At 31.6% G+C, this 20050-nt stretch carries 16 protein-coding genes; 10 read left to right on the top strand and 6 right to left on the bottom strand.

The features are described from left to right. Positions 1 to 93: 93 nt before the first annotated feature. From ACH5TX_RS09495 to ACH5TX_RS09480, 4 genes are all read left to right on the top strand, one after another. On the top strand, positions 94 to 717 hold the full coding sequence (locus ACH5TX_RS09495) for a bifunctional nuclease family protein (protein WP_439339263.1): 624 nt from the start codon (positions 94 to 96) through the stop codon (positions 715 to 717). 13 nt (positions 718 to 730) lie between these two features. Further along, positions 731 to 2257: a NupC/NupG family nucleoside CNT transporter gene (locus tag ACH5TX_RS09490; protein WP_439339262.1), complete on the top strand. Its 1527-nt coding sequence runs from the start codon at positions 731 to 733 to the stop codon at positions 2255 to 2257. A gap of 169 nt (positions 2258 to 2426) precedes the next feature. After that, positions 2427 to 3251, top strand: a complete 825-nt coding sequence (locus ACH5TX_RS09485; protein ID WP_439339261.1) for a thymidylate synthase — start codon at positions 2427 to 2429, stop codon at positions 3249 to 3251. Positions 3252 to 3258: 7 nt separating this feature from the next. After that, positions 3259 to 3741 carry an energy transducer TonB gene (locus ACH5TX_RS09480; RefSeq protein ID WP_439339260.1) on the top strand — a complete coding sequence of 161 codons (483 nt, stop codon included), beginning with the start codon at positions 3259 to 3261 and terminating at the stop codon, positions 3739 to 3741. 57 nt (positions 3742 to 3798) lie between these two features. Here the strand turns inward: ACH5TX_RS09480 and ACH5TX_RS09475 are convergent, their stop codons facing one another. Further along, complete coding sequence (locus tag ACH5TX_RS09475) at positions 3799 to 4098, bottom strand: isoamylase early set domain-containing protein (protein WP_439339259.1); 300 nt, start codon at positions 4096 to 4098, stop codon at positions 3799 to 3801. A 303-nt stretch (positions 4099 to 4401) separates the two neighbouring features. On the opposite strand from ACH5TX_RS09475, the gene ACH5TX_RS09470 reads away from it, so the two are divergent. Further along, complete coding sequence (locus ACH5TX_RS09470) at positions 4402 to 5313, top strand: dihydrofolate reductase (protein WP_439339258.1); 912 nt, start codon at positions 4402 to 4404, stop codon at positions 5311 to 5313. A 29-nt stretch (positions 5314 to 5342) separates the two neighbouring features. Beyond that, the gene (locus ACH5TX_RS09465) at positions 5343 to 6722 is read left to right on the top strand and encodes an alpha/beta hydrolase family protein (protein WP_439339257.1); all 1380 of its coding nucleotides are present in this window, start codon (positions 5343 to 5345) and stop codon (positions 6720 to 6722) included. A 15-nt stretch (positions 6723 to 6737) separates the two neighbouring features. On the opposite strand, the gene ACH5TX_RS09460 is transcribed toward ACH5TX_RS09465, so the two are convergent. Next, complete coding sequence (locus tag ACH5TX_RS09460) at positions 6738 to 7289, bottom strand: PepSY-associated TM helix domain-containing protein (RefSeq protein WP_439339256.1); 552 nt, start codon at positions 7287 to 7289, stop codon at positions 6738 to 6740. A 64-nt stretch (positions 7290 to 7353) separates the two neighbouring features. Next, positions 7354 to 9741, bottom strand: a complete 2388-nt coding sequence (locus ACH5TX_RS09455; protein ID WP_439339255.1) for a TonB-dependent siderophore receptor — start codon at positions 9739 to 9741, stop codon at positions 7354 to 7356. A 250-nt stretch (positions 9742 to 9991) separates the two neighbouring features. Here ACH5TX_RS09455 and ACH5TX_RS09450 point away from each other — a divergent pair, with 250 nt between their 5' ends. The 3 genes from ACH5TX_RS09450 (at position 9992) to lspA (ending at position 13203) form a co-directional block, all read left to right on the top strand. Then, positions 9992 to 11548, top strand: a complete 1557-nt coding sequence (locus ACH5TX_RS09450) for an NAD(P)/FAD-dependent oxidoreductase (RefSeq protein ID WP_439339254.1) — start codon at positions 9992 to 9994, stop codon at positions 11546 to 11548. 277 nt (positions 11549 to 11825) lie between these two features. Then, positions 11826 to 12713 carry an ACP S-malonyltransferase gene (gene fabD / locus ACH5TX_RS09445; protein WP_439339253.1) on the top strand — a complete coding sequence of 296 codons (888 nt, stop codon included), beginning with the start codon at positions 11826 to 11828 and terminating at the stop codon, positions 12711 to 12713. 1 nt (position 12714) lies between these two features. Continuing rightward, positions 12715 to 13203: a signal peptidase II gene (lspA, locus tag ACH5TX_RS09440; RefSeq protein WP_439339252.1), complete on the top strand. Its 489-nt coding sequence runs from the start codon at positions 12715 to 12717 to the stop codon at positions 13201 to 13203. Positions 13204 to 13278: 75 nt separating this feature from the next. Here the strand turns inward: lspA and ACH5TX_RS09435 are convergent, their stop codons facing one another. The 3 genes from ACH5TX_RS09435 to ACH5TX_RS09425 are packed head-to-tail and all read right to left on the bottom strand — an operon-like array spanning position 13279 to position 18657. Further along, complete coding sequence (locus tag ACH5TX_RS09435) at positions 13279 to 14031, bottom strand: hypothetical protein (protein WP_439339251.1); 753 nt, start codon at positions 14029 to 14031, stop codon at positions 13279 to 13281. Between the two features lie 10 nt (positions 14032 to 14041). Further along, positions 14042 to 15511 (bottom strand): SusD/RagB family nutrient-binding outer membrane lipoprotein, encoded by a 1470-nt coding sequence (locus ACH5TX_RS09430; RefSeq protein ID WP_439339250.1) that lies wholly within the window; start codon positions 15509 to 15511, stop codon positions 14042 to 14044. A gap of 11 nt (positions 15512 to 15522) precedes the next feature. Beyond that, the gene (locus tag ACH5TX_RS09425) at positions 15523 to 18657 is read right to left on the bottom strand and encodes a SusC/RagA family TonB-linked outer membrane protein (protein ID WP_439339249.1); all 3135 of its coding nucleotides are present in this window, start codon (positions 18655 to 18657) and stop codon (positions 15523 to 15525) included. A gap of 537 nt (positions 18658 to 19194) precedes the next feature. Between ACH5TX_RS09425 and ACH5TX_RS09420 the strand changes: the two genes are divergently transcribed. After that, positions 19195 to 19980, top strand: coding sequence for a LytR/AlgR family response regulator transcription factor (locus tag ACH5TX_RS09420; RefSeq protein WP_439339248.1), 786 nt, complete (start codon positions 19195 to 19197; stop codon positions 19978 to 19980). Positions 19981 to 20050 lie beyond the last annotated feature (70 nt).

The following is a 20050-nucleotide window of genomic DNA, read 5'->3' as shown; positions in this document are numbered from 1 at the left end:
TGAACTGCTTAAATTAGCATTTTTATTCATAAATCTGCCTAAGGCAGTTTGGTAAAGTCCTAATTTAAACAGTTCTTTGCGTTTTCATAAATTATGAGCTTAGTAAAATTAAACATAAAAGGCATATCGTATAGCCAAACTCAAAATGGCGCATACGCCTTGATTTTAAATGAAGAAGATGGTGATCGTAAACTACCAATAGTTATTGGTGCTTTTGAGGCACAATCTATAGCTATAGCTTTAGAAAAAGAAATTAGTCCACCAAGACCTTTAACTCACGACTTATTTAAAAATTTTGCAGATCGATTTGATATTGTTGTAAAACAAGTTATTATTCACAAATTGGTTGATGGTGTTTTTTATTCTAGTTTAATTTGCGAACGCGATAAAATTGAAGAAATAATTGATGCAAGAACCAGTGATGCTATTGCTTTAGCACTTCGCTTTCAAGCACCTATTTTTACTTATAAAAACATACTTGATAAAGCTGGTATTTACTTAAAAGTGAATCCTGAAAAGGAAGATGAAGATACCGAAAATCAAGATAGTATTTTAATGGATGAGTTGGTTGCAAACGAATTAGAACCAAATGAACCAAGCGAAAACTTCAAAGGAAAAACCTTAGAAGAACTCCACAACCTATTAAACGAAGCCGTTGCTAATGAAGATTATGAAAAGGCAGCAAATATTCGTGATGAAATCTCCAAACGAGGATAACCTTATTTAAATTATGAAAAAACTGTTTTTATTTTTTGCTGTTATATTTTTAGTTTCAACTTCAACAATCATAGCGCAAGATTTAGATAAAACAGTCCAGATAGATTCTGTAGAAAATGTTTCAACAATTCAAACTGCAGTAACAGATTCAATTCATAATAACACAGAATTAACTATTCAAAACACCAATGAATCAGTTGATATAAAAACAAATACCGCTTCTATAATTCCTAGCCAAGGCTTTAGCATTAACAGTTTATGGCGTGGTATTTTAGGCATGCTATCTCTTATTTTTGTAGCCTTTCTTTTTTCTAGTAATAGAAAAGCTATTAATTGGAAAATTGTTGGTATTGGTCTGGCTTTTCAATTATTAATTGCCATAGGTGTTTTAAAAGTTGAATTTGTAAAAACCATCTTTGAATTTATAGGAGGATTATTTGTACAAGTATTAGAATTTACTAGAGCTGGAAGTAAATTTTTATTTGAAGGCTTAGTAGTAGATATGGATACTTTCGGATTCATTTTTGCCTTTCAAGTATTACCAACTATTATATTCTTTTCAGCCTTAACCTCTGTATTATTCTACTTAGGTATTATTCAAAAGGTTGTAAAAGCAATGGCTTGGTTACTTTCTAAAGCTTTAAAAATATCAGGAGCAGAAAGTTTAAGTGTTGCTGGAAATATTTTTTTAGGACAAACTGAAGCACCTCTTTTAATTAAGGCTTATTTAGAAAAAATGAATAAGTCTGAAATGCTTTTAGTCATGATTGGTGGTATGGCAACCGTTGCTGGTGCAGTACTAGCAGCATATATTGGTTTTTTAGGAGGTGATGACCCAGTACTTAGATTGTTTTATGCAAAACACCTTTTAGCAGCTTCTGTTATGGCAGCTCCTGGAGCCATTGTTATTTCAAAAATATTGTTCCCACAAACCGAAGATGTAAACACAGATGTTTCTGTATCTCAAGATAAAATTGGTTCTAACTTTTTAGATGCTATTGCCAATGGTACTACCGAAGGACTTAAACTTGCTGTAAATGTTGGCGCTATGCTTTTAGTGTTTGTAGCTTTTATTGCCATGTTTAATGGCATTCTAGGTTGGGTTGGAGATATTACTTCTATTAATGATTGGGTTGCAAGCAATACATCTTATGAAAGCCTATCTCTAGAACTTATTTTAGGATATGCCTTTGCGCCTCTAATGTGGCTTATTGGAGTTGCAAGTGAAGACATGGCGCTTATGGGACAACTTTTAGGGATTAAATTAGCAGCCAGTGAGTTTATTGGGTATATTCAATTAGCCGATTTAAAAAACGCAGGAAACTCAATCCATTTAACCTATGAAAAATCAATAATCATGGCAACTTATATGCTATGTGGCTTTGCGAATTTTGCTTCTATTGGTATTCAAATTGGAGGTATTGGTTCCTTAGCTCCTGGGCAACGAAAAACCTTATCTAAATTTGGCATGAAAGCTTTAATTGGAGGTACTATTGCTTCACTTATTTCTGCAACAATAGCAGGAATGATTATTGGATAACATCTAATCTGCTTATATGAAAAAATTATATTTTCAATAAATAATATAGTTAATAACTTTATTATATATTGAAATATCAAACTCGAAAACTTGATGCTTTTTTTTTATTTTTAACTTCAATAAAATTTCAGTTTAATTTAATAAGATTCCTGCCTCCGCAGGAAATAGTATGCAGCAATATCACGACTTAGTAAAACACGTTATAGAGAACGGAAACGAAAAAGGAGATAGAACAGGAACGGGAACTAAAAGCGTTTTTGGTTATCAAATGCGATTTGATTTAAGTGAAGGTTTCCCTATGGTAACTACAAAAAAATTACACTTAAAATCTATTATTTACGAACTGCTTTGGTTTTTAAAAGGCGATACTAATATTAAATACCTTACTGAAAATGGTGTACGCATCTGGAATGATTGGGCCGATAAAAAGGGAGACCTTGGTCCTGTTTACGGTCACCAATGGCGTAATTGGAATAGTGATGAAGTAGACCAAATAAAAGAGGTTATTGATACTTTAAAAAACAACCCGAATAGTCGTAGAATGTTAGTATCTGCATGGAATCCTTCAGTGCTTCCCGACACTTCAAAATCATTTGATGAAAATGTAGCGAATGGAAAAGCTGCGCTTCCTCCTTGTCATGCCTTTTTTCAATTTTATGTTGCCAACGGGAAATTATCATGTCAACTTTATCAACGAAGTGCCGACATCTTTTTAGGTGTACCTTTTAATATTGCATCATATGCCTTATTCACCATGATGATGGCTCAAGTTTGTGGTTATGAAGCTGGAGAATTTATCCACACCTTTGGCGATGCTCATATATATAGCAATCATTTTGAACAATTGGAATTACAATTATCTAGAGATATACGCCCCTTACCAAAAATGAAAATAAATCCTGAAGTAAAAGATATTTTTGATTTTACTTTCGACGATTTTACACTAGAAGATTATAATCCGCATCCACACATTAAAGGTGCTGTTGCAGTATAAAAATAAAATGAAAAACATATACACATTACTATTAATTTTCATTAGCACTTCTATTATAGCACAAGAAAATGAAACAAAAGAAAACCCAGAGACTGTTTATGAGGTAATTGAAAATGTTCCTGTTTATAAAGGTTGTGACAAAACGCTTTCTAATGCAGAATTAAAAAAATGCATGAGTTATAAAATTTCAAACCTTATCTCAAAAAACTTCAATATCAAAATAGCAAATAAGATTGGTTTACCTGATGGATTAGTAAAAATTAATGTGATTTTTAAAATTGACAAATATGGAAAAGTTACAGGAATTAGGTCAAGTGCACCACATTATGAACTTGAAAAAGAAGCTATTCGTGTTATAAAATTAATTCCAGACATGGAAAGACCTGGAATACAAAGAGGCAAACCTGTAACAGTACCTTACTCTATACCAATTAATTTTATGGTTGATAATAGCTCAAAAAAATTAAAAAGAAAGAAGAAGAAGAAGTAGAATTAAAAAGGACTCTCAATAAGAAAGCCCTTTTTTGTTTAATTTATTAGGATTTAACTAAACATTTACTACACTATTATCTGCTGAAGCAAAATCACTCCACGCGTAAGCATCTGCAGCTTCATCATTAGCATAAACAGTTTCATCTATTAAATATTTAAACTCATAAGATTTCTCTGTTTCTAAATCTATTGTTCCTTTAAAAGTTCCGTTTTTTAATTTTTTTAATGGAGCAGACTTAGCATTCCATTCATTAAAATTTCCAACTACAGAAACTTTTTTTGCATCTTCAGCAAGAATAGAAAAAGTAACTTTACAAACTGGTTTGCTTTTTAAGTATTGTTTTTTAATAGCCATAATTCAAATATTTTGTGTGTTGTTTATATTACAAATTTATAAAACAATTCCCGAGGAAGTTCATTTTAAAGTCTTAAGCATAAAGAATTATCAATTTATTAATATTGTCTTGTGTTAATTTGATGTATTTAAAAAAATCAAGAAGTATTTTGTATTATTCTTAGCATTAAAACCTTCTTTTTCACTGATTTTCAAGGCTTTTTAAACGAAAACGTTTTCGCTATTTCAATATATTTGAAGCAATATTTTTATCATAATCATGTCGTTAAAAAGCTTTAACTTTACATTCATTATTTTAGTATTATGTTCGGAAAAAAGAAAGACACACCACAAATAGATAAAGAGCAATTAGAGCTTATTCAAAATGCTCAAAAACGCATCAAACAAAAAAAGAATTTATACATTCACTTTGTAATATTCTTAATTGGTGCAGTTTTTTTAATATTAGCTAATACCGTCTTAGGTATTGGTGAGGATTTTAAAATTCTTGGTAAAGAGTGGTTTTTATATGCTATTCTTATTTGGTTATTCTTATTTATCTATCATGTTTTTAATGTTTTTATTACTCATAAATTCATGGGAAAAGCCTGGGAACAAAAACAACTAGATAAATTAGTTGCGCAACAACAAGTTAAAATAGAAAAGCTTAAAACAGAACTAAAAAAAGAAGTACCACATATTGCACAAAGTGAAATTTATAACGAATCGCTTAATCCAAAAAACACTTCTGAACTTACTATTATTGTAGCTGCTGCAGAAAATGATGCCATTGGAAAAGGAAATAAACTAATTTGGCATTTAAGTGATGATTTAAAACGTTTTAAAGCCTTAACAAACGGTCATCATATTATTATGGGGCGTAAAACTTTTGAAAGTTTTCCTAAACCACTACCAAATAGAACTCACGTAGTTATTACTAGACAAACAGACTACAAAGTGCCAGAAGGCGTTATTGTTGTTAACAGTTTAGAAGCCGCAATTGATGTAACAAAAAACGAATTGCAACCTTTTATTATAGGTGGTGGAGAAATTTACAAACAAGCTATGCATATTGCTACTAAAATAGAATTAACAAGAGTACATGAAAACTTTGAAGCTGATACATTTTTTCCAAAAATAGATACTACTATTTGGAAAGAAACAGCCAACAAATTTCATAAAAAAGATGAAAAACATGACTATGAGTTTTCGTTTTTAACTTACGAAAGAAAATAGTTTCTTTATCTTTTTACTAAATTTTATAAATGACAACTTCAAGATTTCAAATAGTTTGCCTTGGCTATATACTTCTATTTTTATCACTTAATTCATGTGCTAGTACAGGTAAATGGTTGAGTATAACAACTGAAAATAATATTAATTATACTGCAACAGAATCTAAATCACCAAAAAAAGATTTTACAGGCAATAATATAACCATTGTATATCTTAAAAATTTAGGATTTGAGAAAATAGGTCAGAATACAAATAGAGAAGATGTCGCTTGGTTATTATCTCAAGGATATCGGGTTATAGAACTAGATTATAATCACGATAAAAAAGCTTCAGCAACAAACATAAACAAAGACATTATTGCAATTAACAAGGCCATTTCAAATAAATTATTCTGCAACTTCACTAACTGTTCGCTTAACAAATCTTATATATTATTTGAAGGCTATAGAATTTCTCGAGATGTACCTTATTTTATAGACAATCCTAAAGTTTATAACACACCTAAAGAATATGTAGAAGGCGATGAATTACGTATGGATATTATCTATCCTGCAAACCCGAAAGTAAAACCCCCTACTATTTTATCTTTTTCATACAGCAACAGTTACGCCACCTATGATAGTGACAAAGAAAAACTTACTGATGCTCATAAAGATTTAAGACTGTTTTTACCTTATACTTTTGCTGGTTTTAACGATTCTTTTTTAGAAGGTTTACCTGCACATGGAATGGCTTGGGCTATTGCCGATCATCCAAAATATTGTCCTTGGGGAAGTGGCAAACCTGTAAATGGTAAAAACGACACCTATAAATCATATCAAACAAATCCTGATGCCGCTCAAAAAGTAAAGTCTGCCATTCGTACTTTACGTAAAATGAGTGATGAATTAGGGGTATCTGGAAACATTGGTGTTTACGGATTTTCTAGAGGCTCTACTGCTGGATCTTTAGCTATTGGTGACAAATCTGTTTCTGAATTTGAAAATACAGGTTTTAATATAGGTATTTCTGATGCCATACAAGCAGCTGCTTTAGGCCCTGGTGTTTTTGATTATACCAAAATTTACAATGCTTCAGATGATGGCGATTCTAACTTAGAAACTCGATGCGAATGGGCTTGGGGTAATCTAGAAGATAATTTTGAACTATGGAACACTATGGGAGCTTCTTATTTAGTTGAATCATCTGCTACAGCTCCTACTCTTTTTTTTCACAATAAAGATGATGCGCCTTATTATCAAGATCAATTTATACATTTAAAAGCAAAATTAGATTCGCTAAAAGTACCCACCTCAACACTTATTAATTACGGAACAGGACATTCAGTACCTCAAACATCAAAAGATTTAAATACGCTTTATAGTTTTTTTAAAGAATATCTAAATCCTCCTTCCTTAAAAATTAAATAAGTGATTCATTTTTTTTCACAAAAAGCACAGCAAAAACACAATTGGAAACACAAGACCTGCTAGAGCCAATTTCCAACCTCGATTCTTAAAAGAAAACTTTCCTTTATTTATAAGTAATATACCTGTAACAGCTATAATAATTAAGGAAATTCCAAAAATATCTGAATAATAAATCCACCAATTAGAATTGGTTTTATGCAGCGTCATGGTTTGACTAATAAATGGTGTTTTTATAAACGAAATTATTTCACCTTTTCCTGTTTTTACATCAATTTCTACATCGGTATTATTAAACATGACACGTAACGTTCCTCTTCTTAGCATGTGTCTTTTTAGTTTATCCTCTATCTGTAAATCTTTTGCTAAATTTTTAACGAATCCATCAGAAATATCACTTTTATTTTCAGGTAATTGCACTTGAATCTCCTTAATCTCCGTTGTATATTTATCAGGATGCCATGTGCTACGGTGATTCATTAAAATGCCAGAAAAAGCAAATGAAATTATGAGTCCGACATAAAAATAGCCTAAATCTCTATGAATAGCTCTTAGCTGTTTTGTCTTCATATGTTTTTAAATAAAAAACATTCATACAACCATATTTCTATGACTATATGAATGTTTCAGTTTTTTAAAATTTATAACTTACAGAAACCGAATAATTTCTTGGAGCAATTGGATTTATACTATTATCATCATGCACATTATAATTTAAAGCATTTCCAATGTTTGCTAACTTAGCACGAATATCGAAGCTTTTAATAGTATAAGATAATGTAGCATCAAACTGGAAGTAATCTGATAAAGGAATTAGTAATCTATTATCACCTGGAACGGTTAATCTAAACGAACGACCAGCAAAACGTTTTCCAAAATACGTGTTTATTAATCCAATATTTAAACCTGATAAAGCACCTGTTTCAAAATTATAATTTGCACTTAAATTAGCTGTATGCTTTGGGTTATATCTTAACAAACTACCTTCAACATAAATATTAGACTTTGTATATTTCATTTCATTAAAACTATAACCTGCCAATATTCGTAATCCTTTTGCAGGATATGCGGTAAAATCTATTTCAACACCTTTACTTTCTGTAGATCCTGCTAATTCTTTAATATTGTTATCGGTATTTCCGTTTGCAAACGATGTTTGTGCCAAATTACTATTTTTAATAATGTATCCTGTTACATTTAAAAAGAGCTTATTATTGAATAATTCGTTTTTCACACCTAATTCAAACTGATCTATTAAAGAAGGATCTAAGGCATTACCATCAACATCTAACCCCGTATTAGTATCAAAAGAATTAGAATAACTAGCAAAAATAGATTGATGTTTTGTAGGCTGAATTATAAGTCCGAATCTTGGTGTAAAAGCATCATCATACAAATTAGTAACAGCATTCGTATCATTTGAAAATGTATACACATCACTTTCTGTATCTTGGTATGTATAACGTACACCAGCTAAAACCTTAAGGTATTTATTAATTTCTATTAAATCTTGAACGTATATTCCAAACCTTGAAACAGGTGTCGTTGTAAATCTATTTTTGGTAAGTGTTGGCTTAAAATCGCTAAAACTATTGTAATCTGGATTAAAAATATTTATTTCATCGTAATAAGCTTGTCCGTTATTATTAGCTGCAGTCAACCTATTAAACCTTGTATCTTTAGTTTTATAGTTTTCTACATCGGCACCAAATAAAAATTGATGTTTTATTTTTCCTGTATTAAACAATCCTTTTAAATCTATTTGATTTAAATTATAGTTATTTACATAATCGCGTTGTTGTATGTTTCGTTTCCAAAGTCCATCTGCTCCAACAGTTCCACCTGATGTATTAGGTCTTGTATTAGTAAACATATCGGTATTATAATGACGAAATGAGTTAATATAAGTTAAGCCCCAGTTATCTGAAAGTTGGTGATTTAAAGTTAAGGTTGCCGATAATTGCTCTCCATCAAAATAGCCCCATTTTACACCTACAAACTGATCTCTAGGCAAATCTACCAACTGATAATTAATAATTCCTGCACCAAAATCTGGCGTTCTAGAATCATTTGTATAATCGGCTTCAACCAACAAGGTTGTTTTATTACCTAATTTAAAAAGGAACGACGGATTGAAATAATACGTTTCTGAAGACACAAATTTTCTAAAACTATCAGCTGAAGCATACGATCCGTTTAATCTAAACGCTGCTGTTTTTGATTCATTTAAAGCACCATAAACATCAAACGTTGGTTTTACTAAATTAAAACTCCCAAAAGTTACACCTACTTTCCCACCAAAGTCGAAACGTGGTTTTTTAGTTATTAAATTTAACACACCACCAGCTTCAACGTTTCCGAATAAAATAGCTGCACTACCCTTTAATATTTCAACACTTTCAATTCCACTTATTTCCGTCATCATCCCATTAAAATAACGTACACCATTTTTAAAAGTATTACTACTTCCCATGGCATAACCTCTAGAAGCGACCTCTTCTTGATAGCCACCTGTAGTTCCTTTTATATATATACCATTAGCATTCTTTAAAATATCTGTTAACGATTGAATTTGTTGATTTTCTAAGGTTTGAGATGAAATAACAGCAACACTTTGAGGTAAATCTAAAGCCTTAATTCCTGCTTTACCTGCATTTGGTGTTTTGTTTAAAATACTACCAGATATAACAACCTCACTCAATTTATTATCGGCACTTTTTAAATATACTACTGGCAGATTTTCATTAAAAGAAGCATTTACGTTTAGACTTATTGTTTTACTATTAAAAGCAACATGCGAAACAACTAAATTATAAGTTCCCGTTGTTAATCCAGAAAAATTAAATTCTCCATTTGCATTAGTAACAGCGTATTTATTTAAATGTTCAATAACAAGCGTAGCACCTTCAATAGGTTGCTTTGATGTAGATAAAACTTTTCCGTTAATAGTTTTAGTTTCTTGAGCATGTATTTGATTTCCAAAAAACAAGATTATTAATAAAATTCGAAGCGTATTTTTCATTACTATTTAGATTGATTATAAATTATTTGGCAAATCTAAAAAACTAAATATTCATACACAATACTTATTTAGACTAATTAAAAATAATATTTTAACTAACTAAATATCAATAAATTAAAGACTTTATTTATTCAGCGAAAAGCATAAAACACTTATTTACAATGAATTAATAACAAGTAAAAATCTAACTGTAAAGCTAAATCTGAAGAAAATAAATATCTAAATGCGACTATTTGTTTAATTTCGCATTATGGTAAAAGAACTTCAACTTCGTATTACACTTAAAGAAGAAGAACGCAGTGATATTTTAATAATAAAATCGGCACGTGCTTTAGATATTGATAAAGAAGATATTACAGGCGTAAAAGTACTTCGAAAATCTATTGATGCTCGAAAACCAAAAATCATTCTTAATTATAAAGTCGCCGTTTATATTAGAGAAGTATTACCAAAAACTTCAGAATATAAATTTGATTATAAAGATGTATCAAAAGCAAAACCCATTCATATTATTGGTTTTGGGCCTGCAGGAATGTATGCCGCTTTGCGTTGTATAGAACTTGGTTTTAAACCTATTGTTTTAGAACGTGGTAAAAATGTTCAGGACCGTCGTCGCGATTTAAAAGCTATAAATCAAGATCATTTTGTAAACGAAGATTCTAATTATTGCTTTGGCGAAGGTGGAGCAGGAACTTATAGCGATGGTAAATTATACACCCGAAGTTTAAAACGTGGTGATGTTAGACGCATATTTGAAAACTTAGTTTACCATGGTGCTACCGACCAGATTTTGGTGGATGCGCATCCCCATATTGGAACAAACAAACTCCCAAAAGTAGTTACAAATATTCGCGAAACTATTTTAAAATATGGTGGCGAGGTTCATTTTGAAACACGCGTTACAGACTTCACCGTAAAAAATGGTAAAATACAAGCCATTCAATTTTTGAACGGTGAAGAAATGGTTGCCAACCGTGTTATTTTAGCAACCGGACATTCTGCGAGAGACATCTTTTATTTACTTCATAAAAAGGAAATTGCTCTAGAAGCAAAATCGTTTGCTATGGGTGTTCGTGTAGAGCATCCTCAACATATTATTGATTCTATTCAATACCATTGCAGTGGCGATCGTCATGAATTATTACCTGCTGCTTCGTACAGTTTGGTTCAACAAGTAAACGAACGTGGTGTGTACTCCTTTTGTATGTGCCCTGGTGGATTTATTGTACCTGCAGCTACTGCCAATGGCGAAGTGGTTGTAAATGGTATGTCGCCTTCTAAACGAAATAATTTATTTGCAAATTCGGGGATTGTAGTAGAAATAGATGTGAATAGAGATTTGCCTAAATACGAACAATTTGGACCTTTAAAAGGTTTAGAATATCAGAAAAATTTAGAGCGTATGGCATTTACTGCAGGTGGACGAAGTCAGGTTGCACCAGCACAACGATTGACTGATTTTGTTGAAGGTAGATTATCGGTAGATTTAAACCCGACCTCTTATCAGCCTGGTTTAAATTCGGCGCCATTACATTCGCTTTTACCAAAACTAATAGGTAGTAGATTACGAAAAGGGTTTGCAGCATTTGGACAAAAAATGAAGGGTTATTATACCGAAGATGCTAATATTATTGGTGTAGAATCGAGAACCTCATCGCCCGTTTGTATTCCTAGAAACGAACAATTAGCACACCCACAAATAGAAGGCTTATTCCCCTGTGGCGAAGGTGGTGGTTATGCTGGTGGTATTGTATCGGCAGCTATGGACGGAGAGCGATGTGCCGAAGCGGCGATTATTGGTTTGTAATTTCGACATGTTTTAATTTGGAAAGTTGCCTTTTTGGAAAAAAGATGATTACTACCTTAGTTTTGCGTTAGGGATTGAAACGGCATCCTTTTTGCGAAAATTTATATCTGAAACATCCTTTGATAGACTAAGACCTTTGTTAATGAGATCCCGAAACAAGTTCGGGACTGCTTCGCAGAAAGATATAGTGGAAAGCCCGACCCATGGGTAACGCCCAAATACATAGTGCTAATAAAAGATTTATTCTTATTTTTGCAGCTCTAAAAATAAACCAACTATGAACGCATATATATTTCCAGGTCAAGGTGCACAATTCTCAGGAATGGGTTTAGACCTTTATGAAAACGCTCCTTTAGCACAAGAATTATTTGAAAAAGCCAATGAAATTCTTGGTTTCCATATTACAGACATTATGTTTGAAGGTACTGCAGAAGCTTTAAAAGAAACGAAAGTTACGCAACCTGCTATATTTTTACATTCTGTTATTCTAGCTAAAACTTTAGGAGATAGCTTTAAGCCAGATATGGTGGCAGGACATTCTTTAGGCGAATTTTCGGCTTTAGTTGCCAATGGCGCTTTAACTTTTGAAGACGGCTTAAAATTAGTCTCGCAACGTGCTTTAGCTATGCAAAAAGCTTGTGAATTACAACCAAGTACTATGGCTGCTGTTTTAGCTTTAGAAGATGCTGTTGTTGAAAATATTTGTAAAGAAACCGAAGGTATTGTAGTTGCTGCCAATTATAACTGTCCTGGTCAATTAGTAATTTCTGGTGAAATTGATGCTATTAATAGAGCTTGTGAAAGTATGAAAGAAGCTGGTGCACGTCGTGCTTTAGTTTTACCTGTTGGTGGTGCTTTTCATTCGCCTTTAATGGAACCTGCTCGCGAAGAGTTAGCAGCTGCTATTGAAAACACTACGTTTAGCAAACCAAACTGCCCTATTTATCAGAATGTAACAGCAAATGCTGTAACTGATGAAACAGCTATTAAAGCAAATTTAATTTCTCAACTAACAGCGCCTGTACGTTGGACACAATCTGTACAGCAAATGATTGAAGATGGTGCCACACTATTTACTGAAGTTGGACCTGGTAAAGTATTGCAAGGTTTAGTAAAGAAAATTAACAGAGCCTCTGAAACAGCTTCTGCAACTTTTGAAAAGTAATATGAAATTAACGAAGCGTACTATCTACATCATCACTGTTATTGTTTTAACAATTGTTGTAGATCAATTTTCTAAAATATTAGTTAGAACTTATATTGATTCAAAAGATGTTATACATCTTATTGGGAACTACTTTTCTCTTCATAATGTAGAAAATGAAGGTGCATTTCTTGGTATGGGAAGCGATTTAAATCCTACTTTAAGAATTATACTTTTACTTATTCTACCTATTGTAGTTTTAGGTTATATTTTACGATATATTTTAAAAGATAAAACCTTAGATAAATGGTCGGTATTTGCTTTTGCTAGTATTATTGGCGGTGGTATTGCGAATGTTTTTGATAGAGTTGTTTTTGGATCGGTTACAGATTTCTTTTATATAAGAATAACAGATCTTTTAAGAACTGGCATTTTTAATATGGCTGATTTATCGGTAACAACTGGTATGATAATTTTGGTAGTCGCTAGTTTTAGGAAGAAGAAAACTTAGCTTTAATAAAAATATATCACATAAAAAAAGACTGCCTTTTGACAGTCTTTTTTATTTAATTTATATCACACTAAATTAAGGACATGTAGAAGGTACAGATAACACACCTGCACTTGGATTTGATGAGCTATTGATTAACTGATTATTAGGGTCGTATATTTGAAACGACACTTCTTCATTATAACTATCATCAACATATTCTAACACTAAAGCAGTAGACCCTGAAGTGACCTCAAACGTAGCGGTTCCACTAGAGGCATTTGGATCATCCAAAGTTATAAAAGTTGTATCTCCGTCTAGAATAAAATTTATTCCTCCACCTTGCCAACCATCACCATAAGCATCTTGCATGTTTATAGTATAAGTACCAGATACTGGAGGACAAACAATTGCCGCATTAAAAACACTACTAGATGTTATAGTATCTCCCAATGAATTAGTAAAAAAAGTTTTAAACCTCACAATGTCACCCCCTGTTAAACTAGAAATATTCTTAGATAGTACCGTAACAACTTCATTTAAAGAAAGATTAATATTTACTGGAAAACTACTAATATCTGAAATTTTAGTAAACTCCTCACTATTTATTGCAGCATGTAATTCTCCACTAACTGCAACATCTCCTCCAGATTCTGAAGCATTAATTTTAAAATCTACTTTAGAGTTTGATGGATCTAATAAATTATATACCGAGTTCGATCCTGCTACATAATCTGGATAAATACCAAATTCACCAGGTGTATAGTAAGGGTTTTCACCGTTTTCAACAACACATGCATAAAGCATTATTGTAATTATTAAGAATATATATGTTTTAATATTTTTCATGTTATTATTTTTATGGTTTAAAAATCCAAAGTTTATCAAATATAGTTACCGTAGTAGGTGTATTTGAATTCGTACTAATTTCTTCTTGCGGATAAAGCACTCGTTGTATAAATTGATTAGCAACAGGATTCTCTTGTTGTGTTACAGGAATATCTAAATAACTTGGGTATTGATAATCATGTCTTCTTGCATCTACCCATGCTTCACCATTCATTGTAACCATAGCTTTATACTTTTCAGTCATAATTTTTTCTAAAGTTACAGTTGCACTAGTTTCACTTGCAAAATTTGCTATATAGTCAGGCTTTAATACCAAATACTCTTCTAAATAATCTGAGTCATTTGGTTCTACTAAATCTAATTGAGCTTTGATAGCATTATTAAGAGCTGTGGCAGCTACAGTTGTAGCACCGTTTAATCTAAATTCTGCTTCTGCTTCAATAAACAACAATTCAAAATGAGTCATAATTAACTGAGGCGATGTTGCACTACCGTAAAACCCTTTAGGTCCTATTGGAGAATAACTAATATTTGAAGTTCCAAAACCACTTTGCTTACCATTAAAGCCAACAACAGAGCCAGATACTTCTATATCATTCCAATAAGCTAAACGTCTTGGATCATTTGTGTTTAGTAATAAATTCATAAATGATTCTGAAGCAATCATTTGATTGTTCTCATACATATCATACCATCCGTTTTGGTATTCACCTGTATTATCATAAGTAAATTTCAAATCATACTCGAAGCTTGTAAATCCTAAGGTTTTTGCTTGTTGAACAGCAGCTAAAGCTCTAGTGGCTGAACCAGAAGGATCTTTAACACTAAAATGATTTTCGTACCTTGCCTTAAGTGCATATGCTAAAGCTTTCCACTTATCAATATCGCCATTGTAAGCAATATCTTCAGATCCCATAGTAACAAGTGATGTTTTATTAAAATCTCCTATTGCTCCATCCAACAAAGTAAAAATAGCTTGGTATATTTCCTCTTGAGTATCATATTTAGGCAAAGGTATTTCTGAGCCCTTAAGAGCTTCAGACCAAGGTATATCTCCATACCAACTAGTTAAAGAACCTAAAGCCAATGCAGAAATAACTTTACTTGCTCCAACATGATCCCAGGCTTCTAATTCAGCCCCCCTAGTAATTACATCTTGAAAATCTAAAAGACCATCATACCATCTGGCCCAAAAAGCGTCATTATTTCTAACATCATATTGATCAAAATTAATACCACTACCATGATTTCCTGCAAATGTTTGAACAAATAAACCTGCCCAACAATCCCAATCTGATGCATTTGTAAACCTTCCATATCTATAAAGTATATAATCTTCTGCTGCAGTAAATGATAAAGCTATATTTACTGTAGAAGGATTATTTGGATCTATATTTAGTTCTGCTAAAGACTCCTTTTGACAAGAGTTTATTAAAACTAAAGAGAAAAACAGAAATATTATTAATATTATTTTTTTCATTTTATTATCTTTTAAAATTTAATTTTTGCTGCAAAACCATAACTTTTTGTACCTGGTGCATTTATTAAGTCAACACCTTGTACATTACCAGCACCCAATGCATTAGTTTCTGGATCAACACCTTTATAATTAGTATCTAACCATAAATTTCTACCCGAAAGCGTTAAATCTACCCCAGTAAAACCGGTGTTTTTAAGCCATTTTTCGGGTATAGAATAAGACAAACTAATATTTCTTAATCTTATCCAAGAAGCATCTTCAATGTGAGCTTCATCAACAAAAGAATTTAAATTATGATAATAACCATTATTTAATGGTGCAGCAATATTGCTAGGTTGGCTCGTTGATTCTACAATACCATCAAATACAGCTGTAGCATTTGCATTTGGATCATTTGAACTGTAAAATCTATCTTCAGTTGTTTTACTAAGACCAGCATAAACCCAAAAAGCTTCAGAATCATTTAATATTTCACCTCCCTGCCTAAATTCTAAAGTTCCACTAAGCGTAAAACCTTTATAACTTATGCTATTATTAATATTTAGTATCCAATCTGGATTTGGATCCCCTAATACTAAGTTTTCATCTGCAACTTGAGGATATCCGCTATCATCTAACAACAAATCTCCATTGTTATTTCTTTTATAACCAGAACCCACAAAAGTTCCATAAGGCAACCCTGGTCTAGCTACAATACTAGCGCCATTCCAATATCCATAACCAATTATGATTTCATCTAATCCATCAGGAATTGAAATTACTTCACTTTCATTTTTAGTGAAATTGAACAAAACATCCCAATTTACATCTGAAGATCTAATTATATTATTAAAACTTAAAATAGCTTCAACACCTTTATTTACTACTTCTCCTGCGTTATCAAAATAAGCTGCATATCCAGTAGTAGGAGCTAAAGGCACTTGAACAACTTGATCTATTGTTGATCTATTGTAATAGGTAAAATCTAAATTTACTAAATTATCAAAAAGCTTAATTTCTGTTCCAAGCTCCCATGTATTAGATATTTCAGGCTTAATATTTGGGTTTCCCTGAACATTACTAACTGTAAACTTTGGATTTCCTAATACATTGGGATCTCTTTTTGCAAAAGTATTAGTGGTACCATATAACCCTTGAGAATCATTTCCTAATTCTGCCCAAGACCCCTTAAGCTTAAAAAACGAAAGCCAACTTTGATCTTTTATAAACTCAGATACTACAACAGCTCCACTAACAGAAGGATAAAAGAATGAATTAGCTCCTTCAGGTAATGTTGATGACCAGTCATTTCTTCCTGTTACAGATAAAAAATAAGTGTCTTTATAATCGAAACTTAATTCTCCAAAGACACCAATAGTACGTTTTCTAAGAGTTAAATTATTTGAAGTTACAGTTACAGCATTAGAAACATCTTCAAACCCTCCAACTGATAACCCGTCACCTTGAACAAACAACCTATCATACAAAGTCTCATAAACATTATTTCCTACTAAATAATTTATCCCAAGATCATCAATTAAGTTAAATTTTCCTGTTAACAAAATATCAGAATTGAAGTCTTTATTATTAATTCTTATTTCATATAAATCTCCTAAATTATTTGTTGTATTAACAGAACTAATAGGTCTAACCATACTTTTATCATCACTATAAGTATCCATACCCACTTTATATGATAAATTAAGCCAATCGGTAAACTTATATAAAAAATTAACGCTACCTATAAATCTATTTACTTCACCATCTTCCACCTCTTCATTAACAACCCAATTCGGTTCAGCAACAGTAGTACTAAACCATGTTTTTGTACCTTGAGGACTTTTCCATTTACGAGTATTTATATCCCACATATGGTGAAAATATCCTAAGCCTTGAAAACCTGTATCTCCTCCTTGAATTGCTCCTGTTCTAGAATTAACATAAGTAGCATAGCCACCTACCTTGAACTTATCTGTAATTTTATATTCGCCTCTTAAAGTGGTATTAATCCTTTCATATTTACTATTAGGAACAATTCCTTCTTGATCATGACGTCCCATAGAAGCATAAAAATTTCCATTTTCATCTCCTCCAGAAATAGAAACAGATGATTGTAATGTATGTCCATTATTCCAAAAATTCTTATAATTATTTTTAAATAATGGAATCGCTTGTCCAGAAACATCTGTAACAAAACCATCTCCTGCTAAATCTGTTGTTGTTCCAGATGGAAACGTTGGATTTGCTGCATAAGCAGCTCCCCAACTCCAATGCGTAACATTAGAATAAGCACCATTTCTACCTCTAGTATATTGGTAAGTAAACTCGGGTATTTTATTTACTTGCTCAAACGTATAACTGGTGTTTAAAGTAACATTTAACCCAGCTCCAGCTCTACCCTTTTTTGTGGTAATAATAATAGCTCCATTTACAGCTCTATTTCCATATAGTGCAGTTGCAGCACCACCTTTTAAAACAGTTAAAGAAGCAATATCATTAGGATCGATATCTGCTGCACGATTAGTACCTACTGTTTTTCCATAATCTCTATAATCGGTTCCTGTAAGAACACCCGAGCTAGATCCATTATCTGTATTGTTATTAATAGGTAAACCATCAACTACAAAAAGAGGTTGGTTTTCTCCTGAAATACTTGATGAACCTCTAATTACAATATTAGACGAAGAACCTGGAGCTCCACTTGAGTTTGTAATGCTTACACCTGCAACTTTTCCGTTTATAGCATTTACAATATTAGATTGTCCACCTTCATTTAGCGCATCAGTTTTAAGTGATTGAGCAGAATACCCTAATGTTTTTTCTTCTTTAGAAAGACCTAAAGCTGTAATAACAACTTCTTCTAATGCCTGAGTGTCCTCTTGCAATACTACATTAATAGTATTTAATGAGCCAATCTTTACTTCTTGAGTTTCATAACCAACAAAGCTAAAAACAAGAACCGCTCCTGTATTAGCTTTAATAGTATAATTCCCGTCAAAATCTGTAGAAACACCATTAGATGTTCCTTTTACAATAACAGTCGTCCCAGGTAATGATAGTCCGTTCTTATCAGACACAACACCCGAAATTGTCTTCTCTTGTGCTAATGTTGCCATCGTACTAAATAGCATAAACACTAACACACAATAGTAGTTTTTTAATTTCATAAAATAAATGTTTTGAGTTAGTCAATACAAAAAGTAAAAAAGAAAGGCAGTAAAGTTTTTTAAGTGACTAATTCAAAAAATTACTTTACAAAATGAATACAAAGTTTAACGAAACTATGCTTAACAGTAAAGCCTTTATCTGCCTATCCTTATACAATTGCATTAGTAAAAGAACATTTTTATACTTGATTAGCTCGATGCAATGAATTGAAGTAACTATAATATGAATTAACATATATTAATATATCGACAAAGGCTCTAAACATATATACCGCTAAAAACTAAAGCTTGCACATATACAGAAAAAAGGAGAAACACTCTGGTTTTGTAACATCTGTGGCAATTCGTAGTCATTATTCATAACAAAAGGTTAATAGACGGTTAAACTGTGTTAATTTGATTTAAACAATCCTTTTTTTGATTTATATTGATATACTATTGATTTGAATACGCATTTTATTGCAGTAAGTTCTCCACACATAATCAATGAATTAAAATATTTGTTTTAAGTTTAGAATCCCTAATTAATTAAACCCTATGAATGCCACGATTAAAGCTCTAATTATAGACGATGAGTTTTTAGCAAGAAAAAGAGTTGCAAATTTGTTAAATGATGTTCCAGAAATAGATCTAATTGATGAATGTAGTTCTGGTAAAGAGGCTATAGATGCTATTAATGAAAAAAAACCAGACCTTATTTTTCTCGACATTCAAATGACAGATATGACAGGTTTTGATATTTTAAAACAAATACCTCCTGCCATTAGACCACTAGTTATATTCATTACTGCCTTTGATGAATTTGCCTTAAAAGCATTTGATTTTTTTGCTTTTGATTATTTATTAAAACCTTTCAAAGATGAACGTTTTTATAAGTCGACAAACAAGGTTAAAGAATTATTACTTTCTAATAAATCTAATGATTTAACTAAACAATTAAATAATTTACTAAGATATATTGAAGACCCAAATGAAAATTTCTCGGAAGTAAAACAAAATAAACTAGCTATTAAAGCGAATGGTAAAATCTCTTTTATTGAAAAAAATCAAATTAAATATATACAAGCGTCTGGGTATTATGCTGAAATTTATACCAATGAAAAAAAATATCTATTACGAGAATCTCTCAACTCATTACTATATCAATTAAAATCTTTTAGTTTTATCCGAATTCACCGCTCTACTATTATAAACACATCTTTAATTAAAGAAGTTTTATATTCTAGCTTTGGAGAAATTGACGTAAAAATGAATGATGAAAAATTATTTAGAATTAGTAAAACACATAAAAAAGAGTTTCAGAAAAAAATGGGTATTAAATGAAAATGTTTAAAAGTGTTGATAAAAAATTAATCAAAATTTTATTTTGGTATTATACCAGCGTGGTTATTTT

It is taken from the genome of Thalassobellus citreus, assembly GCF_044385915.1.
GTDB lineage: Bacteria > Bacteroidota > Bacteroidia > Flavobacteriales > Flavobacteriaceae > Thalassobellus > Thalassobellus citreus.
The sequence above is the reverse complement of the archived record's forward strand: the minus strand, read 5'-3'. Positions and strand labels throughout refer to the sequence as shown.